We start from the raw sequence: 24,311 nt of genomic DNA on the forward strand, positions 1-24,311 counted from the left end.
GTCATGCCCTGACGAGATTTTCAATGCACTGCATCAAAACCAATTTTGATAAAATACTGGCCATCCTGAAAGATGTGTTGGGCTGCGAGTTGCCAGCTTGTGGAAGTCTGCGGCGCCCTGGCCCGGTACCTAAATTTTCAGATATGGAGGTAGTAGCATTGAGTTTGACCGCTGAGTGCATGGGGATCGATAGTGAATCCTACCTGTTCTCAAAGATTGAGACAACTTACCAGGATGACTTCCCCAACATGATCAGTCGCCGGCAGTTTAATGACAGGCGGAAAAGCCTCTTTCACTGGCAAGAGAAGATCAGAAAGTGCCTATCAAGCATTCTGAACGCGGCCACGGAGGTATTTGCCATTGATTCTATGCCGGTGGAGATCTGTAAAATGTCCCGGAAAGATCGCAATAAAATGGGCAAAGAACATGAGTACACCTCACCCGATAAAGGATATTGTGCTTCGCAGAATAAATGGTTCTATGGCTACAAACTGCATTGTACCTGCTCTCCCAATGGAGTGATTGAAACACTTGATATCGGTAAAGCATCAGTTCACGATATTCATTATCTGAAGGACGTTCGCAACCACTTCAAAAATTGCCTGATCATCGGGGATAAGGGTTATTTGAACAAGACCGTAAAGGGGCAACTATTTGTTGAGAAGGGTATCTGCCTGGAAACAGCCAATAGAAATAACCAGGTGGAAAAGAAGCCGATGCTTTATGTTCTAAAGAAGATCCGGAAACGAATCGAGACTGTATTCTCTCAATTATGTGACCAGTTTATGATCCAGCGGAACTACGCAAAATCGTTTTCGGGATTCCGAACAAGGGTTTTGTCGAAAGTATCGGCAATGACCTGCTTGCAATACCTCAATAAATTCATTAAAAATCAGCCAGTTGGTAGGATAAAATATGCTTTGAAATAGCGGGCTGTTTAGCTACTTTTGATCCCTAAATATTATTGGCGTTAGCTATTTCTTGTTCTGAAAACTGGCAAATTTTTCATTACACCAAGAAAGAAGCAGTACGCTCACGCACAGCGTGGGCTTATTGTCTATTGGTGTAAGGGTATGCCAGTACCTCAGAACAATAGCTTTAAGTCCCACGCTATTTTTTTACTCTTGCCGGAGGGACTTAGGCATTAAACTTCCACTTATGAAGTCTCTGTTCTTATCTTTCTTGACATTCCTATTTTTCTTGCTGCCCGAAAGGGCATTATCTCAGGATTGGACACCCATCAAACTAAAGTCAAACATTTACCGGGTCCTAAGTAAAGCATCAGAATCAAGTGAATTGCAGAAAAGCGATTCATTTATCGACCACATCATTGTAATTGACGCTCCCAATAAAATCATTAAAATATATCGCAATGGCATCGTTTCAGCGTACGATGTATTGTCGATGCCAGAAACGATTGAAAAGGAAAAAATAGTCACGTACAAATTCAAATGCCTGGATGCGGAATCCGCAGAATGCGATGCCAGCTTGGTGTTTTATGAAAAAGAACCATTTTATCTGACGATATCTTGGAAGTTGAAAACAGAAATGTTTTTTATAAAAGAGGAATGAGAAGGCTACTTTTGATTAATTAATTCCGCCAACGGGTTACTACTTATAACTTATTACGGCTGTTGTATCCTCAAAAATCAGCATACAGCAAATACTTCTTCCTGATACTCTTAAACTCCTTCAACTTCGGTTCCCAGCTCTTACGGATTTCGCTTTCGGGAACATTGTCGCGGATCTGTTGCCAGAGTTCGTTGTTGCCGGCGAGTTTGTTGAAAAATGATTCTTCCATTTTGCCGGATTTGGGCAGAATGAAAAACTTGTCTTTATCAGGAAATAATTTATAAGCTTCGATGATCCATTTGACCTGTAACTGGTCATTCACTTTTTTGGCAACTGCATCGATCGAACCGCTGAGATCCCAGCCATAACAGACTTTCCCGTAGTGCTTCGATTTCTTTGCCCCCTCATTAGGGTTCGGTGTGAACGCATACAGGTTTTTAGGCAATGAAGGATCGCCGAATACCTGGAACGGTTTGGAAGTGCCGCGGCCTTCGCTCAACGTAGTGCCTTCAAAAAAACAAGTGGACGGATACAAATAGACGGACTGCAGGTTGGGAAGATTGGGAGAGGGTTTTACCGGCAGTTCATAACGGCTTTTATGTGTATAGTTAGCGCATTTGATGATCTGGAAATGAAAAGGCGTGTCAACGCTGTTCTTTGCGGTTTGATAATAGGCATAACGAGCATTTGCTTTTTCACTCAGCCATTTTTCTCCGGCAATCATCAGGGCATATTCCGCGATGGTCATACCATACACAACCGGTACAGGCTGCATGCCTACGAATGATTTGTATTTGCGGTCGAGCACGGGTCCGTCGACATAGTGCCCGTTTGGATTGGGGCGGTCGAGCAGCAACAATGGCTTGCCTGCTTCAAATGCGGCGTTCATGAATTCTTCCAGCGAAGAGATGTAGGTATAAAAGCGTACGCCCACATCCTGGATATCGAAAATAAGTATATCGACATCTTTCATGTCGTCGGCAGAGGGGCTGCGTTTGCTGCCATACAGCGATACCACGCGGATGCCGGTTTCTTCATCCGTGTAATTGCCCACTTTTTCCCCCGCATCGGCGGTGCCGCGGAAACCATGCTCCGGCCCGAAGATCACGCGGATATCGAGACCTAATTTGCGCAGCGTATCCACCAGGTGCACATTGCCCACCGTAGTAGTCTGGTTGGCGAAAATGCCCAGGCGTTTTCCCCTGATCAACGGCAGATAAGCCTCGATACGTTCTGCGCCCGGTTTGATGGCCGCCGAAAGGGTCGAATCAGGCGGTGTAACAGATTTTCCAGAAACGTTTAACAGGCTGATACAACACGCCAAAATGCTGAGTACTAATTTCATGTGTTCTGTATTTACTTACAGTCAAAATTGCGAAAAAACTTATTAACGGCTTCATAAATATTTTGTCGCCCCGCCCGCGATTTTGCCCTACCTTTCAGCCCTAAAACAAATCATTTATTTATGGTAAAGAAGGGTGATAAAGTAAAGGTTCACTATCATGGCCGCCTGGAAAACGGTGAAACCTTTGATAAGTCGGAAGGTCGTGAACCGCTGGAATTCGAAGTGGGAAGTGGGATGGTGATAAAAGGCTTCGATGAAGGCGTCACCGGTATGCAGGTTGGCGAAAAAAAGACGATCCACATTCCGTTTGCGGAAGCTTACGGCCCGCAGAATCCCGATATGGTAGTAGAAATGCCGAAAGACCGTTTTCCTCCTGAAGTACAGATCGAAGTAGGTATGCCCCTTGTTATGAGCGACCAGACAGGTCAGCAATTCCAGGTGGTAGTGCAGGAGATCCGTGAAGAATCCGTGATCCTCGATGCCAACCATCCACTCGCAGGTAAAGATCTCATCTTTGACCTCGAACTGGTGGAGATCGCCGGCGGAAGCCCACTGATCATTATGCCCTGATCTCTTTTTAATCTTTATAAAAAGAAAAATAGCATGGCCGGGCATACCAAAAAGTTGCCTGGCCATTTTGTTTTTTATGACAACGCTTTCAGTATATCAGTTCACACAATATAAACAGCGTTATGTTCTCGCTGTTGGCGTAGTCCTGCTGCTGCTCATCAACGTCTGTTTAGATTTTTTATTTACCTGGTTTCGCCAAAGCGCTTTCTACCTTTCCGAATCAGTGTTGTTCAGTTCCTACTGGTTATTGCTGCTGCCCGCATTGCTCTCGCTCTGTGTTTTGGTGAAAAAAACAAAAACGACTGGTGCAAAAATTCTTTTAACCGTTTCGGTATTGCTGCTGCATTTCATCGCTTATCCGGCTGTGATAGGGATGTTGTCCGGGTTGTTTTATGAACACACTTATGCTTATTGGCAAACGTTTAGTTTCGCTTTGTCCGCTTATTTTATCCAATCAGTAATTATCTACGGTGGCTGGCTGGCCGCCTTTCTTTTCCGTCATAAAAAAAATAGTCCGGCACCATCTTTCCTTCGTTCACTTATTGTTACCGACAGCGGCAACCGCAAACAAGTCATTTCCCTGGAAGAAGTGCTTTGCTTCTCGGCCAACCCGCCTTATGTCAATATTCACCACCGCACTAAAAAATATCTTCACACCGGCACCCTGAAATCGCTCGAAGACCAGTTGGATGCCCGGCAGTTTGTCCGCATTCATAAGTCTTCTATCGTCAACATCTGTCAGGTCGTTTCCGTGCAGTCGCGCCAGAATGGAGACTACGATGCCACCCTTTCCGACGGCACCCTTGTAAGAGTGAGCCGCAATTACGCCAAAGACTTCCAGGCGTTATTCTCCAAAGGCCCTCAGCTTACCGCAGAATAAACTCAGCTTGCCGTATACCATTTGCTGTCAACCGTTTGCAACGCCAGTTTTGCAGAAAAGATTTTATGATGAAGAGAATCGATTGCTGCAGCCTGCTTGCGCTGTGTTTTTTATTTTTCAGTTGCCATACCGGGTCTTCCCAAAAACAACCGCAACAGATAGTTGGTGGCGGCTGCGATGGCTGTGAATTGATGTATGCTGGAATGCCCGCTGACATTTCTTCCACCGACACCAGCGCGGGCTGGTATGAAGCCGGACAAAAACTGATTGTGTCGGGAACCGTTTTTCAGCCGGATGGCAAAACGCCTGCGCCAGGCATTATCATTTATTATTGGCAAACAGACAACAACGGTTACTATTCACCCAAACCAGGCATGGAAGAGAAAACAAAGCGGCACGGCCATATCCGCGGCTGGGTAAAAACAGATGGAAGCGGCAATTACACGATTAATACCATTCGCCCGGCGCCTTATCCCAACCAGGACGAGCCCGCCCATATCCATTTATCTGTTAAAGAGCCGGATATTGCCAATGAATATTATACTGATGAAATTGTTTTTGATGACGATAAACTGCTGATCCCGACGCTCAAAAAAAGGCCACAGGAAAATCGCGGTGGCAGTGGGATCGTAAGGGTGTTGTTGAAAGACAGTATCCAGGTCGCCGAACACGACATTGTGCTGGGATTGAATATTCCCGGTTATCCGGGCAAACCAGTCACAGGCATTGTATCAGGACTTAATATCGGGGAAGACCAGCCCTCTTTTATACCTTTCCATGCCTTCGGACCCGATAAAGGGACGCAAACCTGTCCTGTTTGCAAATACGGACGTTACCACGGCATTATTTATTTTACCGGAAATAATACAGACTGGACTGAAGTAAAAACCTGGTTGCAATTCCTGGAAAAAGAAAGCGAAAAACGGAACCGCTACCTGAAAGTGTATTTCGTATATGGCGATGATAAGAATTACAACCAGTCGAACAGGCAGCAGTTGCTGGAAAAGTTGGGAAAAGAATTAACGATCCGCTATACAGCATTGACATTTGTGCCGTCATTTTCCGACCGGCCAACAGAGGCGTATAAGAACAGGATCAATCCCGAAGCGCGCAACACCTTTATCATTTACAAACACAGGAGTATTGTTGACAAATACATCAACCTGCAACCAACCGCGGGAAATTTCAGGCTGATTTCCGGCGCGCTGGATAAAACACAGGGGCGGTATTTCGATCTTCCCGAGCCTGCGCATCATTGATATCCACCCGGTTGCGCCCTGCCATTCCCGATGCCGATGTGATTATCCACACCCGTGGTTTGTACTTTAACTGTTGCAAACCATTTTCATTTCTGTACATTTGACGCCCCTAATCACTCTAATTTATGGCAGACACTTATCAATATTCCGTAGCGGAACGTTTTATACGCTACGTTCAGATCGATACACAAAGTGACCCTCTTTCCGATTCGCAGCCTTCTACCGAAAAACAAAAAGACCTCAGCCGTGTGCTGGTGGAAGAATTGAAGGCCATCGGTATCGCCGATGCGGAACTGGATGAGTTCGGATACGTATACGCAACCATTCCTTCCAACAGCGACCGCAACGTTCCCGTCTTGTGCTTCTGCAGTCACGTGGATACCGCTCCCGACTGCACCGGAAAAGATGTAAAACCGATTGTGCACAAGGCATTCGATGGCCGTGATATTGTACTGCCAGATGATCCCACGCAGATCATTTCCGTCAAAGAACATCCCTATCTCCGCGATAAGGTCGGTGAAGATATCATTACCGCTTCGGGCAAAACATTGCTCGGTGCGGATAACAAAGCCGGCGTGGCCATCATCATGGACCTGGCGAATTACCTTACCACACATCCGGAGGTCAAACACGGGACAATCCGCATTCTCTTCACGCCTGATGAAGAGATCGGCCGCGGTGTCAATAAAGTGGATATGAAAAAACTGGGCGCCGATTTCGGTTATACACTTGACGGTGGCCCCAGAGGTGCTTATACCGATGAAACATTCAGCGCCGATGGTGTAACGGTAACGTTTCATGGCGTAAGTGCGCATCCGGGTTATGCAAAAGATAAACTTGTAAATGCGTTGAAAGTAGCAGGCACCTTTCTCGATCTGTTACCCCGCGATCATTTTTCCCCTGAAACCACGGAAGCCCGTGAAGGTTTCGTGCATCCCGTGCATTTCGATGGCATTGCGGAGAAAGCTTCGGTGCAATTCATCATCCGCGATTTTGAAACAGACCGGTTGAAAAAACACGAGGCCCGTCTCGAAGAATTTGCCAAACAAGCTGTAGGCCGTTATCCCGGTTCAAGCTATGAATTCATCGTTACGGAACAATACCGCAACATGAAAGAAGTAGTGGATCAGCATCCGTTGATCGGACAGAATGTGGAAGAAGCGATGAAACGCGCGAACGTGAGCTTTCACAAGGAAAGCGCACGCGGTGGCACCGATGGCAGCCGTCTTTCATTCATGGGCCTGCCTTGTCCGGATATCTTTACGGGGGAAATGGCTTTCCACGGCAAGCACGAATACGTCAGCATCCAGGACATGCAGAAAGCCGTGGATGTGCTGTCGCAATTAGTGCAGGTGTGGGAAGAACAGGGTTCAGAAAAATAACGAAGCAAGAATTCTGTAAGACTCCAGCCGGTCTTCCGTGCTCTCCGCAAAAGTGGCAGCGATGATCTCTTCTACATCGAGGTTCTGCGCGAGTTGCGTTAACTGCGTTTTTACTTCATCCGGTATACCGATGATATAACGCGCTGCGTGGTAGATCAGCCGTTGTTCTTCACCCGGTGTATATTGATAATCGCGGATGTCATCGTAATCATACAACTGGTTAAAGTTTCCTTTTTCAAAACTCAGCAAACGGTAGTTGAACAAAGCGCGTGCCCGTGCAACTTTCTCTTCAGATTCGGATGTAAAAACAAAAATGCCTGCGTTGGCTGCAGGAGCTGTCAGTGTTTCGGATGGCAGGAAACGTTCGCGGTAATTGCGGATGGCTTCAGCACCGCCATAAGGATTGATGAATTGTGCATAGGAGAGGCCAATGCCAAAATGTGCGGCGATATAAGCGCTTTCACCACTTGAGGTGAGTGCCCAGATGGCCGGTGAATGTGGAATAGACGGAATAGCCATGATTTTGCCCTGCAGGTTGGAAGGAGAGGGCGTTTCGGTGAAATAGTCCTGCACCTCATTGATCTGGGTAAGATATTCCTGCGGGTCGAAGCTGTTGGAGGGATTAAGGCGTTGAGAGGAGGCGCGGTCGCCACCCGGCGCGCGGCCAATCCCCAGATCGATGCGCCCGGGATAAAGCGCCTCCAGCAACCGGAAATTTTCTGCCACCTTGAGCGAACTGTGATTGGGTAGCATGATGCCGCCCGAACCCAGGCGGATACGTTTCGTTTCGGCACCCAGCCGCGCCAGCAGCACTTCCGGGGCGGCTCCGGCCAACGTAGTGGTATTGTGATGTTCCGACACCCAATAACGGGTAAAACCCAATTCATCGGTCAATCTGGCCAGGGCAATGCTTTCCGCCAGGGCTTCCGTAGCGCCGGATCCTTTGCGGATCGGGGTCTGGTCCAATACACTCAACTGTAGGTTCATGCCAATAAAAACAAGACAATCCGCAAAAAGTTGGCAGACGCGGAAAGGATATACTATCTTCCTTTCTTCATCGTTTGAAGTTTATGCGTTTCCTTATCCAACTGGCTGTTTTTTTATTTTGTTCCGTTTGGGCCCGTGCGCAGAGCCTGTTGCTGAACGGCGGCTTTGAAGACATCAATGTATGTCCTGAATTCCGGGCGCCCTGTGCGCCGGAGGCATGGATCAGCAGCGGTAATACCATGGCTAATTATTTTAAGGAAGCAAAAATTGCCAGGACCGGCGTTAATTGTATGGCAATTCAGGCCGGGAAGTTTGGCAAACAAGGTGAACGTACTTTTCTCCGCACCCGTTTGCTCTGCGGGCTTCGAGCCGGCAGCAAGTACCGGCTGAGTTTCTGGGCGGGTTCTCCACATCCCATCCTGGACAATGTAGGGTTTCGCTTTTCTGCTACTGATCCGCTTTTTGACAAGAAACCACAGCAAACTTTTCAGCCCTCGGGGCTGCTGGCTGCCGTTGTGGCTGAGAAGAATTATTACAGCGAGCAATGGTATCCCTTCCAACTGGATTATACGGCCAATGGGACCGAGGTCTATTTTTCCTTTGCTTATTATGCGCAGGAAGATTATAACGGCGACAGAACGCATCCCCTGGAAGATCGCTACCTGATTTATTTCGATGACATTTCCTTAGTGCCATTGGACCCGGCCGAGCAGTTATGTCGCGGCTGGCAGCAGGCAAGGGAAGAAATTTATGATGAAGATGAGCGTCATCACCTGCTTGAAAAAAAGATCAAAGAAGGCAAACGCCGTCCGCCACCGCCACCCACGTTGGTGAGCACGGCCTTTGTGCGCGTTGACACACTGTTATTACCCGATATTCTTTTCGCTACGGGCAAGGCTGATTTACAATCGCAGAGTTTTCCCCTGCTTGATCAGCTGGCGGCTTCGGCAGAGGGAAAAGAGGTCGATTCAGTAGTGGTGTATGGCCATACCGATAACACGGGTACTGCCGAAGTGAACCGGCGCTTGTCGCTGGATCGCGCCAATGCTGCAGCAAACTACCTGAAAAGCAGGATGAAAAATGCAGGTCCTTTTTTCACCTATGGATTTGCCGATACACAACCTGTTGCCGATAATGCCACACCGGAAGGCCGTCAGAAGAACAGGAGAGTAGAAATTTATCTCTATTTGCGCGAATAACTTCCCCGCTTACATATACAGATAGGCCGGCAACTTTGCAATGCGTATCTTTAGCGCACTTAAACCAATGCTATATGGATATTGTTAATTTTCTGACCTCTTACTGGTTCGTTATTGTCCTTGTCCTGATCGTTTTCAGCGGTCTTTTTACGGTGAACCAGGGATACATCGGTGTCATCACGATGTTCGGCCGTTATCGTCGCATCGTTCGTCCCGGACTTAACTTCAAAATTCCCATTCTGGAAATAGTAGCGAAACGTGTATCGATCCAGAACCGTTCCGTGGAACTCGAATTCCAGGGCGTGACGCAGGATCAGGCAAATGTTTATTTCAAAGCGATGTTGTTGTATTCCGTGCAGAATGCGGATGAAGACACGATCAAGAAAGTGGCTTTTAAATTCGTGTCCGACCGCGATCTGATGCAGGCGCTGATCAAAACCATTGAAGGTAACGTGCGTTCTTTCGTGGCTACCAAGAAGCAGGCGGAAGTGCTGGGGCTTCGCCGCGAGATCGTTCAGTATGTAAAAATAGAAGTGGACCAGACACTCGAAGACTGGGGGTACCACCTGCAGGATCTGCAAATCAATGATATTACTTTTGACAAACTGATCCTGGATTCGATGAGTAAAGTGGTAGCCAGTAACAACCTGAAAGCCGCCGCTGAAAACGAAGGCCAGGCCTTACTGATCACCAAAACCAAACAGGCTGAAGCCGACGGTAATTCAATCAAAATATCTGCGGAAGCGGAAAAAGAAGCGGCCCGTCTGCGTGGTCAGGGTGTGGCCCTGTTCCGCAAGGAAGTAGCAGCCGGTATGAGCGAAGCAGCCGAACAAATGAAACAGGCCAATCTCGATACCAACGTGATCCTTTTCAGTATGTGGACGGAAGCGATCAAAAACTTCGCCGAGTATGGCAAAGGCAACGTGATCTTCCTCGATGGCAGTGCCGATGGCATGGAAAATACCATGAAACAGATCCAGGCGCTGATGGTGAAGCATGCCGGTACGAGTGACGTGAAATAGAAGGTATAAGATGGAAGGCGGAAGGTAAAAGGTGAAAGCCATTGACCATTCACCATTCACCATTGACGTCACAACCACAAAAAACTTGTTAAAAAAGGCCGCGCCGTACAACGGAACGGCCTTTTTTCCGTTCCTACCCAGGACTTTATTGACAGTTGTTGATAACAATTGAAAAAATGAATCCCGGCCGTTCGTTACATTTACGCACTTAAAGAAAAATCGCATGTTTGACCTCTTACAGATCATAGACTCCGTTCAGCAGTTAGCCAATAACGCGGTGGACGCGGACAAAAACAAAGATGGAGCGATCAGTATTTTTGAACTGGTATTCATGGGCGGCTGGATCATGGTGCCGCTGGGGCTGATGCTCCTTTTCGCTATTTACGTTTTTATCGAACGTTATATTGCCATCAAACATGCTTCCCGCATCGATCAGAACTTCATGAACATCATCCGGGATCATATCGTAAATGGCAATATTGCAGCGGCCCGCAGCTTTGCACGCAACACCAACAACCCGGTTGCCCGCATCATCGATAAAGGTATCCAGCGCATCGGCAAACCCATTGATGCTATCGAACGCAGCATGGATAACGTAGGACAACTGGAAATGTACAAACTCGAGAAAAACCTCGGTGTATTGTCAGTAGTTTCCAAAGCCGCACCCATCTTCGGTTTCGTAGGTACTCTGATTGGTCTGATGCAGCTTTTCTCCAATATTCACGATGCCAAAGAAGTACAGATCGAAGTAATCTCCCAGGGTATCTATACCAAGCTGATCACGTCTATCACTGGTCTGGTGATCGGTCTGCTTGCCTACCTCGCTTACAACTTCCTCAATACACAGATCGATAAAACAGCTAATAAAATGGAACTGGCCAGTTCCGATTTTCTTGACGTGCTCCAGGAACCCACCCGATAAACTATATTTCTTATGAAGTTTAGAAAAAAACATAGGGAAGAATCGGAGGTGTTCACGGACTCGCTCAATGACATCCTGTTTATCCTGCTGATGTTCTTCCTCATCACCACCACCATGGCCAACCCCAATGTGGTAAAGGTGAATGTGCCCAAAGGTTCGAAAGACACCAAAGCGAAACAGAACATCGTTGTTTCCATCAACAAGGATCAGCAATTCTTCATTGGTCAGAAGCAGGTAGATCCGAGCCTGATCGACTCATTCCTCCTCGAAGAAATCCGCCGGCAGAAACTGACGATCGACACACCTACTGTGGTGATCAATGCCGATACCGCCGCCTATTACGGGGAAGTGTACCGCATTATGCGTATCGCCAAGCGCGACACGGCCAATGTGGTAGCGATCGTAAAATAAACAGGATTATTTCCAGGCTTTCAGCATTCGCTCTTTTCCCTGCATATCCGGGCGGATAAGGGTTTTGTATCCCGCTTCGCGGAAAAGTTTTGTTGTCCCGGCTGCACCGTCGTGATGCAATTCGAGATAGATTTCTCCCTGCGGCTTTAAAAGGCGTAGACCCAACTGTGCTATTTTCCGGTAAAACAATAAAGGATCAGTATCCGGCACAAACAAGGCCAGGTGCGGTTCAAACCCCGTCACTTCTGCATTCATATTCTTTATTTCTGCAGCTGGTATATAAGGCGGATTGCTGACAACAATATCAACCGGCAGTAATAAAGACCACTGGCTTTCGTCCAATATATCGATCTGCTGAAAGTTTACTTCCACACCCAATTGCTGCGCATTTTGCCGGGCGAGATCCAATGCGTCTTTACTTACATCGATACCTGTGACGGTAAAAGGTTGCAGTCTCCGCTTCAATGTAATAGGAATACATCCTGTACCTGTGCCGATGTCCAGCACGCTGCGGTTGCTGAGTGGGAATTTTTGTTCACTGATGATCCATTCCACCAATTCTTCCGTTTCCGGCCGGGGAATGAGCGCGCGTTTGTCGGCGGTAAAGCGCAGACCGCAGAACCAGGCTTCGCCCAGTACATATTGCAACGGTTCGTGCTGTTCCAGCCGCGCCAGGTAACCGGGCAGAAGGGCCTCTGCTTCTTGCGGCAGATCGCGGTTGCGGTACAGCGATGCCGGCATTTTCCGGTCGGAAGAAAAATATTCAAGCAGCCACCGGCTGATCGCCCGCGCCTCGTCTTCGCCAAAAACAGGGGTCAAACGTTGTATAATCCATGCACCTGCGTCCTGTAACGTCATGGGACAAACTTAATTCATTTACTTTTGCTGCTCGTGAACAAGTTCCCCGAACATACCGATGAGCATTGGATGTACCGCTGCCTGCAACTGGCGGCGTTGGGTGCCGGAAAAGTGGCGCCCAACCCGATGGTAGGAGCCGTGCTCGTACACAACAACCGGATTATCGGGGAGGGATATCATCAACGCTATGGGCAGGGCCATGCCGAAGTCAATTGCATTGCTTCGGTAAAACCCGGGGATGAATCGCTGATCTCCGCATCCGTAATGTATGTAAGCCTGGAACCCTGCGCGCATTTTGGTAAAACACCTCCCTGCGCAGACCTGATCATCCGTTACAATATCCCGAAGGTGGTTATCGGCTGCCGTGATTCATTTGAGGAAGTAAATGGTAAAGGCATTGACAAATTGAAAGCGGCCGGCATTGAGGTTACGCTGGGTATATTGGAAAAAGAATGCCGGGAATTGAACCGCCGTTTCTTTACTTACCACAGTCGACAACGGCCTTACGTGATCCTCAAATGGGCGCAGACGGCCAATAAAAAAATAGGTGCAACAGCAGGACGATTACTGATAAGCGGCGAAATGAGTAACCGTCTCGTGCACAAATGGCGATCCGAAGAAGCATCCATTCTTGTTGGCACGCAAACCGCCGCAGTGGATAACCCCGCTCTGACTACGAGGCTTTGGCCCGGACCATCACCCATCAGGGTAGTGCTGGACCGGCAATTGAGACTCGATGCCGGTTTGCAGTTATTTGATGGTTCGGTGCGCACGATCGTGCTGAATGATATCCGCTCGTCCGAAGGAGAACCAGGTTATTTGCAATTGGCAGCCGGGGAAAATTTCGCGGAGCGCGTATTGAATACCTTGCACCAGGCGCTGGTGCAAAGCATATTGATCGAAGGCGGATTGCAAACGCTCACTACTTTTATCGAAGCCGGCTGCTGGGATGAAATAAGGATAATAGAAAATAAGCGGCTGATTGCCGGAGATATATCCGCACCGGAACTGCCTGCGTGCAGCCTTGCGGAAGAAATAACCATGGATGATGATGTGATACGCATCTATCGTCCGCAGACCACCACCAACACAGCATGACGCCTGATTATTATTTTACGATCGAAAAACCTTCTGTTGCCGAATTCAAAGACCGTGGAAGCCGCTTCGTTGCTTATGCTTTTCCGATCAACAGTATCGAGGAGTTCAAAGCGCGTCTTGCGGAAGTAAAAAAGGAACACGGCAAAGCGTCGCATCATTGCTTTGCTTACCGCATTGGTCTGGATGGCAATACCCATCGCGTAAGTGATGATGGTGAACCTTCCGGAAGTGCAGGCCGCCCGATACTCGGGCAGCTCGACAGCAAGCAGGTGACGAATGTATTGATCGTGGTGGTGCGTTATTTCGGCGGCACACTGTTGGGTGTACCCGGATTGATCAATGCGTATAAAACCGCAGCTACATTGGCTTTGCAGGTAACACCTTTGGTACAAAAACCCGTACTGGAAATTTACCGCCTGCAATTTGATTATACCCAGATGAATGAAGTGATGATGGTGGTGAAACAGTTCGATTGCACAGTCCTTCGCCAGGAAATGCAATTATTCTGTTCGATGGATATCGGCATTCCCCGTAATCGTTTACAGGAAACCTTGTTTCGTTTCAAGGATTTGAGGGATGTGGTGCCGGAGAAGGTGGTGAATAAGTGAATCGTCAATCGTCAATCGTCAATCGTGAATAGTGAATAGTGAATGGTGAATAAGGCAAGCAGTGAATAGGTGAGTGGCGAATATTTGCGCAGCCTGAGGTTCTCGAAGGCGCGTAAATCGTCAATCGTCAATCGTCAATAGTGAATGGTGAATGGTGAGTGGCGAATATTTGCGCTGCCTGAGGTTCTCGAAGGCGCGTCAATCGTCAATCGTCAATCGTCAATAGTGAATAGGTGAGTGGCGAATATTTGCGCATCCACACCGTGGTTCGTATACAGGAGCCAACTGCCGTAAATATATTCACCTATTCACTTATTGACTTATTGCATAAAAAAAAGCGTACGATTCGTACGCTTTTTTTTATGGATTCCTTTTGAATTAAGGGAAGATGCCGAGCTCTGCATAGCTGGTCGCTACCTTGTTTACGGCAACTACATAGGCTGCTGTGCGCATGTCCGGAATAGCGGGATTGGCTTTCCATTCATTCATGATCTCATGTGTAGCAGTGATCATGGTTTCTTCCAGACCGCTGTATACAAGGTCAACTTCATCTGCACCGTGCTGAATATAGCCCTTCTCTTTATCAGATACTTTTTTACCGGTGAGACTTTCGATCTGGTTCAGGATATGCGTGTTCATGTTTTCATTGAAACGCTTTTCCATACGGCCATAACGAACGTGGCTCAGGTTTTTCAGCCATTCAAAATAAGATACGGTTACACCGCCTGCATTGAGGTACATGTCGGGTACAACCAGTATTCCTTTTTTCGCGAAGATTTCATCCGCTTCAGGAGTCAGCGGGCCGTTAGCAGCTTCGCCGATGATCTTGGCTTTAACGCGTGGAGCATTTTCGCCATTGATCACGTTCTCCAGTGCGGCAGGGATCAGGATGTCGCAATCCAGTTCCAGTGCAGCGGTATTGGTCTCGAGGTTTTTGGCACCGGGGAAATTCAGGATAGAACCGGTGGTCTTGCGGTGTGTGAACACAGCATCGATATCAAGTCCTTCTTCGTTGTAAATAGATCCTTCGAATTCAGCCAGGCCGATCACTTTCGCGCCGGCATTCTGGAAGAATTTGGCGCTATGATAACCTACGTTACCCAGGCCCTGTACTACTACGCGCTTGCCTTCCACGCCAACGGGCAGTGCGAGTTTTTCCATCACATCGGGGATGTTACAAACTTCACGCAGGCCGAAGAACACACCAAGGCCGGTAGCTTCGCGGCGGCCGCGCACACCACCTTGCGATACGGGCTTACCGGTTACGCAACCGGCAGCATCGATCTCTCCGGGGTTCATGGCAGTATAGGTATCGAGGATCCAGCCCATTTCGCGTTCGCCTGTTCCGTAGTCGGGAGCGGGGACGTCGGTGCCGGGTCCGATGAATTTTTTCTTGATCAGTTCAGATGTATAACGACGGGTGATCTTTTCGAGTTCGTAGGCAGAGTACTTGCGGGGATCGATCTTGATACCGCCTTTGCCACCACCAAAAGGTACGTTTACGATCGCACATTTGTAGGTCATGAGGGCAGCCAGGGCCATTACTTCGTCCTGGTTAACCTCGGCAGCGAAACGGATACCACCTTTACAGGGCGTTTTATGATGCGAGTGTTGAACGCGGTAAGCTTCAATTACCTCGATGCTACCGTTGTCTTTTTTGATCGGGAAACGCATACGGTATACTGCGTTACAGGCTTTGATTTGTTCAAGAATACCCGGATCCCATTTGGTGAATTTTGCGGCCTTATCGAAACTTTTTTCTACGGCCCCAAAAAAACTGTAGTGCTCTGACATGGTTTTAAATTTATTTTTCTAATGCAAGCAATGAGCAAAATTAATGGAAGTAATTACAACCGGTCGTTATAATTTGTTTAAGCTTTTTCCGTTGCGTTCTCTTTTTCGAGACGCGACAAACGTCTGTCGATTCCTATGATATATAGGATCAGTCCGGCGAGTATGGTCAGGAGTACGGCAATGACAACGTAGATCCGGCCACTGCTGCGCATCAGGCTTTCATTCGGGCCATTCTGGGCCTGCACTGCCATAGTAATAATCATTGATACGAACAGCAGGAGATAACGAAGACTTTTCATGACAGCATGTTTTTTTCTTTCAGCAAATTGTAGCGGATCTTCAGCGTAGTGATCCATACGCCGAGCAGCGTCCAGCCGATATAAGCGGGCAATTGCACTTTTCTCATATCCGAACTTACATCTTTGAAATTCATCGCCGGGTTTCCGTCTTGTCCGGGGTGGAGGCTGGGAAGCAGCCGCGGCACGATCCAGATAGTGGGAAACAGCATGGCGAAGGCAAAGATGTTGTATACGGCGGCGGTACGTGCTCTTTTATCCATATCCGTGATCGAGTCACGCAATACGAGATAAGCAGCATAGATGAGCAGGGCAGTGGCGGCACCGATCAGTTTGGGTTCACGCGCTACTGATTCAAATGAATCGAAAGTAGGGTTGTTGGGATCGGCCCAGGTATAGCTCATCCAGATAGCTCCGGTGCCATAACCCAGCAGGCCGAAAAGGATACCCACGTTGGCATATTGCTTGGCGTAGATATCATATTTAAGGTTGAACGTACGCAGATAGCGGATGGAGTTCACCACCGAAACGGTGAAGAGCGTCATCATGGCCATCCACATGGCTACGTGATAAAAAAGATTGCGGCTTGTTTCTTCCAGTGCCGGCAGGTCGGGGATCTTCACCAGCAATCCACCTGCAACGGCATACACCAGCAGCACCACACAAAGTACTTTCCACCAGTACCGGTTCTTTTTATTTTTTGCAGTTGCCATATTCTGAATTAGGTGGTAATTATGAAAGTGGTGCAAAATTAAGGTGGGGACCGCTAATACACCGCAAATTTTCCGTTTTAAGAAAGAAAAGTTCCGGCTTTAACAGACGGTTCAGTCTTTCCAGAGAAACGGAAAGAGGATAACGGCCAGTAATATGATCATGGCATCCAGCGCCAGCAGCAGCAGCACGTGGGAGGTATGCATGGTTAAGATAGGATTGAAAGCGGCGTTGGACAACTTCATGAGCACCAGCAATTGGGGCACGATGAGGGGGAAACCGAGGATAGCCATGATTGCGGCATTTTGCTGGGCCTTGGCCGCTATGGCTGCCAGGAAAGTGAATACCAGGCTCAGGCTCAGCCCGCCCAGCAATACCAGTCCGGTAAATGCCCATACCCGTTCGATCGGGTTGCCGAGAAAAAGCCGGAACAGCAGCAGGGCCGTGAGGCTCATGGCCAGCATCAGCAGGGCATTGAACAACAGTTTGGCCAATACAAAGTCAGCCGGTGAGGCAATGGAATAGAAATAAAGCATCCGCTGCCGGCTTTCCTGCAAAAAGCTTTTGGCCACCGCATTGATACAAACAAATAACTGGATGGTCCAGAATAACCCGTTCCACACTTTGCCTTCCGGCTCCTGGATAGCCAGGAACAGCACGAAAATGGTAGCGCCGATATACAATAGTATACCATAGAAGCTATATTGCTGCCGCACTTCGAGCAGGAGGTCCTTGCGGAAAAGGGTCCATATATGGCGGAGGGAAGTTATGAGTTGTAAGTATTAAGTTATAAGTTTTAAGTAGAACAGAGCCTGTAAGACAGAAAATGTACGGTCGTCCAACAACCTTGGTTCGTGTAAACACGAACCAAGGCATTCACGATTCACGATTCACGATTGACGATTCACGATTGACGATTCACGATTGACGATTCACGATTCACCATTGACTATTCACCATTCACGATTCACTCTCATTATAGCAGTTCCTGCATCTCGGCTCATACACATCCGTCGCACCCAGCATCACCTGGTCTTCATTGGGAATTTTGCGGTACGAATAGTTGGCAATATGCCCGCACTTCACGCAGATCGCATGCAACTTGGTCACATAATCAGCTTTTGCCATAATGAACGGCATTTGCCCGAAGGGCTTACCCAGATAATCCATATCCAGACCTGCCACGATCACACGGATGCCGCGATAAGCCAGCTCGTCGCAAACATTCGGCAATTCTTCATCAAAAAATTGTGCTTCATCTATGCCTATTACATCCACATCCTGCGCCATCAACAATATCTTCTGCGAATTATCGATCGGCGTGGACATTATCGCATTCGTGTCGTGAGAAACAATGTTCGTTTCGTCGTAACGCGTGTCAATAGCGGGTTTGAAGATCTCTACTTTAAGGTTGGCAATATGCACACGTTTGAGACGACGGATCAGCTCTTCGGTTTTACCACTGAACATAGATCCGCAAATTACCTCGATCCACCCTCTTCGCTCACCCCTGATATTGGGCTCAATAAACATTGTTAAGATTTTTAATTTCCATCTGCTTCGCCTTTATATTGGCAAAGTGTTTGTAATTTTAAGCAACTTTTAAAACTTGCCAAAAGTAGCATAATGGAGCGAATAGAGAACCTGGTTAATAAATTAAAAGAACAAGCAGATCGTCAGGCAGACCCACGGCAGTTATTGGTGACTGTTCAACTTCTTCAACAGGAGTTGATACAACTCATCGGCAACAATAAAAATCTGGGTACTTCGAAAGTATCCGTAGTCGTACCTAACTCAACTGTTTTTCCTTCGAATTATGATAAATATGCTCCGCGTCCGCAGGAGCAACCGGCAGTACAACAACAGCCGGTGATACAGGAACAGCCCGCAGCACCGCCCAAGCCGGCGGCCGTTCCGGTAGAAGCCGCCCCTGAGCCCAAACCTCAACCAACCCCTGCTCCTCAACCGGTACATCAGCTCAAACCTCCGCCTCAGCCCGAATGGCAACCTGAGCCGGAACCTGTGCCACAGCCCGAACCTGAAGAAAAAATCTATTTCACCTTAGAAGAAGATAATACTGCTGAAGAAGAACCCGAGCCGGAACAACCTCCTGTGGCACCTGCGCCCAAAAGCACTACCGCCCCTAAACCGCCCGGCTTCGATCCGCTGACCGAAATTCCTACACTTTCCCAACAGGTACAAACACCGGCACAACCCGAGCGTCCGGCTGCAACAGCCGCCAACGACGGATCCCTCAACGACCGCCTGAGACAAAGCGGCGATGAACTGCAACAACGTTTGCAAGGTTCACCCATCAAAGACCTGCGCAAAGCCATCGGCATCAACGACCGCTTCCGGTTCATTAATGAATTGTTCCGCGGCGATGAAGTGATGTACGAACGCAGCATCAAAACCATCAATAACTTCAATATTTATCCCGAAGCCGAGTACTGGATCTCGCGGGAACTGAAAGTAAAACTGGGATGGGATATCGACAGCGAGGTAGTAGCTGTATTCGATCAGTTGGTTAAAAGACGTTTTGCCTGAATGAAAGACAGGATCATGCCTGTTGCTCCTTTATTTTCCCTTACATAGGTGCCTGCTTTGTGACAGAGTTGTGCATACAGCGCAGTATTGCTCTCCAGTATATCGAGTTGCTCACTCAAGGCTGTTCCGTTGGCTAAAGGAATGCCCGCGCCCGTATCCCGCAATTCGCGTGCTTCACGGAACTTTTCAAAGGCGGGCCCGTAGAAAACAGGGATGCCGTATACAGCCGCTTCCAGGATATTATGGATGCCTTTACCAAATCCACCGCCGATATAAGCATAACGACCATATTGATAAAGACGCGACAACATACCTATATTATCGATGATCATTACGCGCGCATTGGCAGGAACACCTTCTTTTTCCGCAACGGAATAACGCACGGCCCCGGGAAAGAGCTGCAGTACCTGTTCGATATGTGCCGCGCCGATCTCGTGCGGCGCGATTACGTATTTTAGCTGTGGATGTTGCTGCAGCGCTGTTTGCAGATGTTGCTCGTCTTCAGGCCAGGTACTGCCAGCCACCAGTACAGGACTTTCGCCACAGAAAGCCGCGACGACCGGTACCGGAGCGGCATCTGCCGCAATGGCCGCCACCCGGTCGAACCGTGTATCTCCCGCCACACTGATCCGGTCTGCGGGAACAATATTTTTCAGCAGCTCTGCAGACGCGGCATCTTGTACAAACAGGTGCGTAAAACATTGCAGCATACGCCGGTGCAGGCCGCCCCACCAGTTGAAAAATGGTTGACCCGGCCGGAAAATGGCCGAGATCAGCAGTAGCGGAATCCTGCGCTTCGCGATCTGGCCCAGGTAATAATACCAGAACTCATATTTTACAAAAATGACCAGCGAAGGATTGATGCTATCCAGCAGCGCACGGGCATGAGCCGGACTGTCGGCCGGGAGATAAAAAACATGGTCGGCACCTGTGTAATTCTTCCGGACTTCATACCCGGAGGGAGAGAAAAAGGTGAGCACCAGCCGGTAGCCCGGATGTGCGATGCGTAATTGCTCCAGCACGGGACGGCCCTGTTCAAATTCGCCCAGCGAGGCGCAGTGCATCCAGATGGTCCCGGGGCCGGAATAGCCGGCGCAGGATTCGCGGATTTTTTGCAGGAGGTCTTTCCGTCCGCGGACCCAAAGACGGGCCTTTGTATTGAAAAGAGAGGCCACTCTCACCCCCGCAGCGAACAGCCAGAGGAACAACTGATAAAAAATAATACCCAAGCCGGTTGATTTATAGCGTTTGACAAAAGTAATGGTCCGGCGGCTTTTGTTGTCAAATTTCCTGAATAAGAAGCCTTAATGAACGGTACCGGCCCGCCTTTACCTGTATTTATTTTACTATTTTTGCGCCACTTTATGCGCCGGGAGGAGAGTGTATTGCAGCGCGGACCGGCTAAAACATGGAGCAACCTATTATGCGCCCCATTCAGATGGTTGATACAAAATCCCAGTATCATAAAATCAAACAGGAAGTAGACGAGGCAGTATTGCGGGTGATGGACAGCAGCGCCTTTATCAACGGTAAAGACGTACAGGAGTTTGCGGATAACCTTTCTTCATTTCTTGGTGTTAAACATACCATTCCCTGTGCCAACGGCACCGATGCCCTCCAGATTGCCATGATGGCACTCGGGCTTCAACCCGGTGACGAAGTAATCACTCCCTCTTTTACGTTCATCGCTACTACGGAGGTTATTGCGCTTTTGCAACTTAAGCCGGTTTTTGTAGAGGTAGACAAGCAGACCTATTGCATGGATCCTTTGCAGTTGGAAAAAGCTATTACGCCACGCACCAAAGCTATTGTACCGGTTCACCTGTATGGTCAGGTGGCGCCGATGGAACAGATCATGGCGATTGCGCGCAGGCACAACCTGTTTGTGATTGAAGACAATGCGCAGGCAATTGGTGCGGAATATACATTCAGTGATGGCACTGTAAAGAAAGCCGGCAGCATCGGTCATGTGGCGGCTACTTCATTTTATCCTTCCAAAAATCTCGGTGCTTTCGGCGACGGCGGTGCCATTTTTACCAACGACGATGACCTGGCCGTTAAACTGCGTTCTGTAGCCAATCACGGTCAAAGCCGCCGGTATTATCACGATATCGTCGGTTGTAACAGCCGGCTGGATTCGATCCAGGCAGCAATCCTGAACATCAAACTGCGCAACCTGACCGATTATAACCAGGCCCGCAAGGCGGTGGCTGACCGTTACGATAACTCATTCGCCGGCATACCCGGTGTGATCACCCCGTACAGGGCACCGTGGTCCACGCATGTATTTCATCAATACACCATGGTACTTGACGGCCCAAGCCGCGATGCGCTGCAGCAACACCTGGCCGCCGCCAATATTCCTTCGATGATCTATTACCCTGTGCCCGGACACCGCCAGAAAATGTTCGAACATTTTGATGTGGCGGCAACGGAATTGCCGGTGACGGACTGGCTCACCGAGCGCGTGATCTCTTTGCCCGTTCATACGGAAATGGATGGCGAGCAACTGGACTATATCACTTCACATGTCCTTAAATTTTTAAATAACTAATTCATGAAAATTGCTGTAGTCGGTACCGGCTATGTAGGGCTTGTGTCAGGTACCTGCTTTTCAGAAGCAGGCAATGACGTAACCTGTATCGATATCGATCAGGAAAAAGTACAAAAGCTGTCTGCCGGACAGATCACGATATACGAACCCGGTCTCGAAAAATTATTCCTCCGCAACGTGCGCGAAGGCAGACTTCGTTTTACCACAGCACTGGAAGAAGGTATTCAGGGTGCTGAAATCATCTTCCTGGCTTTACCAACACCTCCGGATGAAGACGGGTCAGCCGATCTGCGTTATATAATAGGCGTGGCCAGGCAACTTGGCCAGTTGCTGACCGAATACAAAGTGATCGTTGATAAAAGTACCGTACCAGTAGGTACGGCCGATCTCGTGCGTGAAGAAATTGCGAAGCACTATAAAGGAGAATTCGATGTGGTAAGCAACCCCGAATTCCTGCGGGAAGGTGTGGCCGTCGATGACTTCATGAAGCCCGATCGCGTGGTAATAGGCACTACATCCGAAAGAGCCCGCAAGGTAATGGGAGAAATATATGCGCCGTTCGTTCGCCAGGGCAACCCGGTTATTTTTATGGATGAACGTTCGGCCGAGTTGACAAAATATGCCGCTAATTCCTTTCTCGCCACCAAGATCTCTTTCATGAATGAGATCGCGCGGTTGTGCGAAAAGATGGATGCCGACGTGGACATGGTACGTATTGGTATGGGAGCCGATGATCGCATTGGTAAGCGCTTCCTGTTTCCAGGTATCGGATACGGCGGAAGCTGTTTCCCGAAAGATGTACAGGCGCTGGTAAAATCCTCCCGTGATCTGTCGTATGATTTCCGCATCCTGAATGCGGTAATGGATGTAAACAAAGCGCAGAAGCTGCACCTCATGCCGGCAATCAGGGAATATTATAAAGGTGATCTGAAAGGAAAAACCTTTGCACTGTGGGGACTTGCTTTTAAACCCAATACCGACGATATCCGCGAAGCACCGGCACTGAGCATGATCGAAGCGTTGCAGGCGGAAGGTGCATCGGTAACAGTATACGATCCCGAAGCCATGATCAATGTAAAACGTCTGCTGGGAGATAAGGTGCAGTATGCGGCCAGCCCGTATGAAGCGTTGGAACAAGCCGATGGTTTGTTGATCGCAACGGAATGGAATGAATTCCGCACGCCGGACTTCGACCGCATCAAGGCGGCGCTCAAACAACCAGTGATTTTTGACGGACGAAATCTTTTTGATGTAAAAAAACTCGCCGAGAAAGGATTCTCTTATTTCAGTATCGGACGGCCCGCTGTAAAATAAAGCTATGGCACAAAAGAAAAGGGTGCTTATTACAGGAGCTGCCGGATTTCTCGGATCACATCTTTGTGACCGTTTCATCCGTGAAGGGTGTCATGTTATTGGCATCGACAACCTCATCACCGGCAACCTGCAGAATATTGAGCATCTTTTTCAATTGGAGCATTTCGAGTTTCATCACCACGACGTATCCAAGTTTATTCATATCTCCGGCGAACTGGATTATATCCTGCATTTCGCTTCGCCGGCAAGCCCTATCGATTATGTAAAAATTCCGATCCAGACCCTCAAGGTTGGAGCGATGGGGACCATGAACTGCCTGGGATTGGCCAAAGCTAAAAAAGCACGTATGCTGGTGGCGTCAAGCAGTGAAGTATATGGCGATCCGCTTGTGCATCCGCAAACCGAAGAATACTGGGGAAATGTAAATCCCGTAGGCCCAAGAGGTGTGTATGACGAAGCCAAAAGATACATGGAGTCGATCACTATGGCGTATCATAATTTTCATGGTGTGGCAACGCGCATCGCGCGAATCTTCAATACCTATGGTCCGCGGATGCGGCTGAATGACGGACGTGTAATGCCTGCGTTTGTCGGTCAGGTGCTGCGTGGCGAAAACATCACCGTATTCGGCGATGGCTCGCAAACACGTAGTTTCTGTTTTGTAGATGACCTGGTGGAAGGGATTTACCGGTTGCTGCATTCCGATTATGCCATGCCCGTGAATATCGGCAACCCCGATGAAATATCGCTGCTCGATTTTGCCAAAGAGATACGACAACTATCCGGTGAGAGATCCGAAATCGTATTCAAACCGCTGCCTGTCGACGATCCGAAGCAACGCCAGCCGGATATCAACAAAGCAAAACAACTGCTCGGGTGGGAACCAAAGATTGACAGAAAAGAAGGCGTCCGGATCACCTATAATTATTTTAAAAGTCTACCCGCTGAAGCACTGTATCTTCAGCCTAAAGTTTTCAACTAA

The 24,311-nt window shown here is 48.5% G+C and carries 25 protein-coding genes; 16 read left to right on the forward strand and 9 right to left on the reverse strand.

The window, feature by feature from the left end:
- The first annotated feature begins 23 nt into the window (after positions 1 to 23).
- Positions 24 to 929 (forward strand): IS982 family transposase, encoded by a 906-nt coding sequence (locus tag H608_RS0109795; protein ID WP_028787529.1) that lies wholly within the window; start codon positions 24 to 26, stop codon positions 927 to 929.
- Between the two features lie 229 nt (positions 930 to 1,158).
- Positions 1,159 to 1,572, forward strand: coding sequence for a hypothetical protein (locus H608_RS0109800; RefSeq protein ID WP_155990110.1), 414 nt, complete (start codon positions 1,159 to 1,161; stop codon positions 1,570 to 1,572).
- A 70-nt stretch (positions 1,573 to 1,642) separates the two neighbouring features.
- Here the strand turns inward: H608_RS0109800 and H608_RS0109805 are convergent, their stop codons facing one another.
- Complete coding sequence (locus tag H608_RS0109805; protein ID WP_028787531.1) at positions 1,643 to 2,917, reverse strand: exo-beta-N-acetylmuramidase NamZ family protein; 1,275 nt, start codon at positions 2,915 to 2,917, stop codon at positions 1,643 to 1,645.
- A gap of 120 nt (positions 2,918 to 3,037) precedes the next feature.
- On the opposite strand from H608_RS0109805, the gene H608_RS0109810 reads away from it, so the two are divergent.
- The 4 genes from H608_RS0109810 (at position 3,038) to pepT (ending at position 7,008) form a co-directional block, all read left to right on the forward strand.
- Positions 3,038 to 3,487, forward strand: a complete 450-nt coding sequence (locus tag H608_RS0109810) for an FKBP-type peptidyl-prolyl cis-trans isomerase (RefSeq protein WP_028787532.1) — start codon at positions 3,038 to 3,040, stop codon at positions 3,485 to 3,487.
- A gap of 76 nt (positions 3,488 to 3,563) precedes the next feature.
- Complete coding sequence (locus H608_RS0109815; RefSeq protein ID WP_051268187.1) at positions 3,564 to 4,367, forward strand: LytTR family DNA-binding domain-containing protein; 804 nt, start codon at positions 3,564 to 3,566, stop codon at positions 4,365 to 4,367.
- 65 nt (positions 4,368 to 4,432) lie between these two features.
- Positions 4,433 to 5,626: a dioxygenase family protein gene (locus H608_RS0109820; protein ID WP_155990111.1), complete on the forward strand. Its 1,194-nt coding sequence runs from the start codon at positions 4,433 to 4,435 to the stop codon at positions 5,624 to 5,626.
- Between the two features lie 125 nt (positions 5,627 to 5,751).
- Positions 5,752 to 7,008, forward strand: a complete 1,257-nt coding sequence (pepT, locus tag H608_RS0109825) for a peptidase T (protein WP_028787535.1) — start codon at positions 5,752 to 5,754, stop codon at positions 7,006 to 7,008.
- On the opposite strand, the gene H608_RS0109830 is transcribed toward pepT, so the two are convergent.
- On the reverse strand, positions 6,997 to 7,995 hold the full coding sequence (locus H608_RS0109830) for an LLM class flavin-dependent oxidoreductase (protein WP_028787536.1): 999 nt from the start codon (positions 7,993 to 7,995) through the stop codon (positions 6,997 to 6,999). The two genes, pepT and H608_RS0109830, sit on opposite strands and share 12 nt — an antisense overlap.
- Positions 7,996 to 8,078: 83 nt before the next feature.
- Here H608_RS0109830 and H608_RS23570 point away from each other — a divergent pair, with 83 nt between their 5' ends.
- The 4 genes from H608_RS23570 to H608_RS0109850 all read left to right on the forward strand — a co-directional run bounded on the left by H608_RS23570 (position 8,079) and on the right by H608_RS0109850 (position 11,549).
- Positions 8,079 to 9,194, forward strand: coding sequence for an OmpA family protein (locus H608_RS23570; RefSeq protein ID WP_051268188.1), 1,116 nt, complete (start codon positions 8,079 to 8,081; stop codon positions 9,192 to 9,194).
- 74 nt (positions 9,195 to 9,268) lie between these two features.
- Positions 9,269 to 10,216, forward strand: coding sequence for an SPFH domain-containing protein (locus H608_RS0109840; RefSeq protein ID WP_028787537.1), 948 nt, complete (start codon positions 9,269 to 9,271; stop codon positions 10,214 to 10,216).
- 223 nt (positions 10,217 to 10,439) lie between these two features.
- Positions 10,440 to 11,138, forward strand: a complete 699-nt coding sequence (locus tag H608_RS0109845) for a MotA/TolQ/ExbB proton channel family protein (protein ID WP_028787538.1) — start codon at positions 10,440 to 10,442, stop codon at positions 11,136 to 11,138.
- Positions 11,139 to 11,150: 12 nt separating this feature from the next.
- Positions 11,151 to 11,549, forward strand: coding sequence for an ExbD/TolR family protein (locus tag H608_RS0109850; RefSeq protein WP_028787539.1), 399 nt, complete (start codon positions 11,151 to 11,153; stop codon positions 11,547 to 11,549).
- A 6-nt stretch (positions 11,550 to 11,555) separates the two neighbouring features.
- Here the strand turns inward: H608_RS0109850 and prmC are convergent, their stop codons facing one another.
- On the reverse strand, positions 11,556 to 12,407 hold the full coding sequence (gene prmC, locus H608_RS0109855; RefSeq protein WP_028787540.1) for a peptide chain release factor N(5)-glutamine methyltransferase: 852 nt from the start codon (positions 12,405 to 12,407) through the stop codon (positions 11,556 to 11,558).
- Positions 12,408 to 12,440: 33 nt separating this feature from the next.
- Here prmC and ribD point away from each other — a divergent pair, with 33 nt between their 5' ends.
- Positions 12,441 to 13,505: a bifunctional diaminohydroxyphosphoribosylaminopyrimidine deaminase/5-amino-6-(5-phosphoribosylamino)uracil reductase RibD gene (gene ribD / locus H608_RS0109860; protein WP_245565746.1), complete on the forward strand. Its 1,065-nt coding sequence runs from the start codon at positions 12,441 to 12,443 to the stop codon at positions 13,503 to 13,505.
- The gene (locus tag H608_RS21885; protein ID WP_038008055.1) at positions 13,502 to 14,113 is read left to right on the forward strand and encodes an IMPACT family protein; all 612 of its coding nucleotides are present in this window, start codon (positions 13,502 to 13,504) and stop codon (positions 14,111 to 14,113) included. Before ribD ends, H608_RS21885 begins: the two co-directional genes overlap by 4 nt.
- 378 nt (positions 14,114 to 14,491) lie before the next feature.
- Here H608_RS21885 and H608_RS0109870 read toward each other — a convergent pair whose 3' ends face one another.
- The 5 genes from H608_RS0109870 to H608_RS0109890 all read right to left on the reverse strand — a co-directional run bounded on the left by H608_RS0109870 (position 14,492) and on the right by H608_RS0109890 (position 18,447).
- A complete protein-coding gene (locus tag H608_RS0109870) occupies positions 14,492 to 15,907 on the reverse strand; it encodes a Glu/Leu/Phe/Val family dehydrogenase (protein ID WP_028787542.1) in 1,416 nt (471 codons plus the stop codon).
- A 77-nt stretch (positions 15,908 to 15,984) separates the two neighbouring features.
- Entirely contained in the window at positions 15,985 to 16,206 is a 222-nt protein-coding gene (locus H608_RS0109875; protein ID WP_028787543.1) for a CcmD family protein, read from the reverse strand.
- Entirely contained in the window at positions 16,203 to 16,952 is a 750-nt protein-coding gene (ccsA, locus tag H608_RS0109880) for a cytochrome c biogenesis protein CcsA (RefSeq protein WP_342664848.1), read from the reverse strand. The genes H608_RS0109875 and ccsA overlap by 4 nt, the downstream gene beginning before the upstream one ends.
- A gap of 75 nt (positions 16,953 to 17,027) precedes the next feature.
- Complete coding sequence (locus tag H608_RS0109885) at positions 17,028 to 17,684, reverse strand: heme exporter protein CcmB (protein ID WP_028787545.1); 657 nt, start codon at positions 17,682 to 17,684, stop codon at positions 17,028 to 17,030.
- Positions 17,685 to 17,874: 190 nt separating this feature from the next.
- Positions 17,875 to 18,447 (reverse strand): thymidine kinase, encoded by a 573-nt coding sequence (locus tag H608_RS0109890; RefSeq protein ID WP_028787546.1) that lies wholly within the window; start codon positions 18,445 to 18,447, stop codon positions 17,875 to 17,877.
- Between the two features lie 93 nt (positions 18,448 to 18,540).
- Here H608_RS0109890 and H608_RS0109895 point away from each other — a divergent pair, with 93 nt between their 5' ends.
- The gene (locus H608_RS0109895) at positions 18,541 to 19,461 is read left to right on the forward strand and encodes a hypothetical protein (RefSeq protein WP_028787547.1); all 921 of its coding nucleotides are present in this window, start codon (positions 18,541 to 18,543) and stop codon (positions 19,459 to 19,461) included.
- On the opposite strand, the gene H608_RS0109900 is transcribed toward H608_RS0109895, so the two are convergent.
- Positions 19,434 to 20,690, reverse strand: a complete 1,257-nt coding sequence (locus H608_RS0109900) for a 3-deoxy-D-manno-octulosonic acid transferase (protein ID WP_028787548.1) — start codon at positions 20,688 to 20,690, stop codon at positions 19,434 to 19,436. The genes H608_RS0109895 and H608_RS0109900 overlap by 28 nt on opposite strands.
- A gap of 179 nt (positions 20,691 to 20,869) precedes the next feature.
- Between H608_RS0109900 and H608_RS0109905 the strand changes: the two genes are divergently transcribed.
- From H608_RS0109905 to H608_RS0109915, 3 genes are read left to right on the forward strand one after another with little or no spacing between them, the layout of a single operon-like run.
- Positions 20,870 to 22,015, forward strand: coding sequence for a DegT/DnrJ/EryC1/StrS family aminotransferase (locus H608_RS0109905; RefSeq protein ID WP_342664849.1), 1,146 nt, complete (start codon positions 20,870 to 20,872; stop codon positions 22,013 to 22,015).
- Positions 22,016 to 22,018: 3 nt separating this feature from the next.
- On the forward strand, positions 22,019 to 23,329 hold the full coding sequence (locus H608_RS0109910; protein ID WP_028787550.1) for a UDP-glucose dehydrogenase family protein: 1,311 nt from the start codon (positions 22,019 to 22,021) through the stop codon (positions 23,327 to 23,329).
- Positions 23,330 to 23,333: 4 nt separating this feature from the next.
- The gene (locus tag H608_RS0109915; RefSeq protein ID WP_028787551.1) at positions 23,334 to 24,311 is read left to right on the forward strand and encodes a UDP-glucuronic acid decarboxylase family protein; all 978 of its coding nucleotides are present in this window, start codon (positions 23,334 to 23,336) and stop codon (positions 24,309 to 24,311) included.

The sequence above is a fragment of the Terrimonas ferruginea DSM 30193 genome (assembly GCF_000425585.1).
Classification (GTDB): domain Bacteria; phylum Bacteroidota; class Bacteroidia; order Chitinophagales; family Chitinophagaceae; genus Terrimonas; species Terrimonas ferruginea.

Bases quoted from the DNA above. Each gene is read 5' to 3' on its own strand.
- H608_RS0109795 (WP_028787529.1), top strand. From the start codon at position 24: ATGCACTGCATCAAAACCAATTTTGATAAAATACTGGCCATCCTGAAA.
- H608_RS0109800 (WP_155990110.1), top strand. From the start codon at position 1,159: ATGAAGTCTCTGTTCTTATCTTTCTTGACATTCCTATTTTTCTTGCTG.
- H608_RS0109805 (WP_028787531.1), bottom strand. From the start codon at position 2,917: ATGAAATTAGTACTCAGCATTTTGGCGTGTTGTATCAGCCTGTTAAAC.
- H608_RS0109810 (WP_028787532.1), top strand. From the start codon at position 3,038: ATGGTAAAGAAGGGTGATAAAGTAAAGGTTCACTATCATGGCCGCCTG.
- H608_RS0109815 (WP_051268187.1), top strand. From the start codon at position 3,564: ATGACAACGCTTTCAGTATATCAGTTCACACAATATAAACAGCGTTAT.
- H608_RS0109820 (WP_155990111.1), top strand. From the start codon at position 4,433: ATGATGAAGAGAATCGATTGCTGCAGCCTGCTTGCGCTGTGTTTTTTA.
- pepT (WP_028787535.1), top strand. From the start codon at position 5,752: ATGGCAGACACTTATCAATATTCCGTAGCGGAACGTTTTATACGCTAC.
- H608_RS0109830 (WP_028787536.1), bottom strand. From the start codon at position 7,995: ATGAACCTACAGTTGAGTGTATTGGACCAGACCCCGATCCGCAAAGGA.
- H608_RS23570 (WP_051268188.1), top strand. From the start codon at position 8,079: ATGCGTTTCCTTATCCAACTGGCTGTTTTTTTATTTTGTTCCGTTTGG.
- H608_RS0109840 (WP_028787537.1), top strand. From the start codon at position 9,269: ATGGATATTGTTAATTTTCTGACCTCTTACTGGTTCGTTATTGTCCTT.
- H608_RS0109845 (WP_028787538.1), top strand. From the start codon at position 10,440: ATGTTTGACCTCTTACAGATCATAGACTCCGTTCAGCAGTTAGCCAAT.
- H608_RS0109850 (WP_028787539.1), top strand. From the start codon at position 11,151: ATGAAGTTTAGAAAAAAACATAGGGAAGAATCGGAGGTGTTCACGGAC.
- prmC (WP_028787540.1), bottom strand. From the start codon at position 12,407: ATGACGTTACAGGACGCAGGTGCATGGATTATACAACGTTTGACCCCT.
- H608_RS21885 (WP_038008055.1), top strand. From the start codon at position 13,502: ATGACGCCTGATTATTATTTTACGATCGAAAAACCTTCTGTTGCCGAA.
- H608_RS0109870 (WP_028787542.1), bottom strand. From the start codon at position 15,907: ATGTCAGAGCACTACAGTTTTTTTGGGGCCGTAGAAAAAAGTTTCGAT.
- H608_RS0109875 (WP_028787543.1), bottom strand. From the start codon at position 16,206: ATGAAAAGTCTTCGTTATCTCCTGCTGTTCGTATCAATGATTATTACT.
- H608_RS0109890 (WP_028787546.1), bottom strand. From the start codon at position 18,447: ATGTTTATTGAGCCCAATATCAGGGGTGAGCGAAGAGGGTGGATCGAG.
- H608_RS0109895 (WP_028787547.1), top strand. From the start codon at position 18,541: ATGGAGCGAATAGAGAACCTGGTTAATAAATTAAAAGAACAAGCAGAT.
- H608_RS0109905 (WP_342664849.1), top strand. From the start codon at position 20,870: ATGGAGCAACCTATTATGCGCCCCATTCAGATGGTTGATACAAAATCC.
- H608_RS0109910 (WP_028787550.1), top strand. From the start codon at position 22,019: ATGAAAATTGCTGTAGTCGGTACCGGCTATGTAGGGCTTGTGTCAGGT.
- H608_RS0109915 (WP_028787551.1), top strand. From the start codon at position 23,334: ATGGCACAAAAGAAAAGGGTGCTTATTACAGGAGCTGCCGGATTTCTC.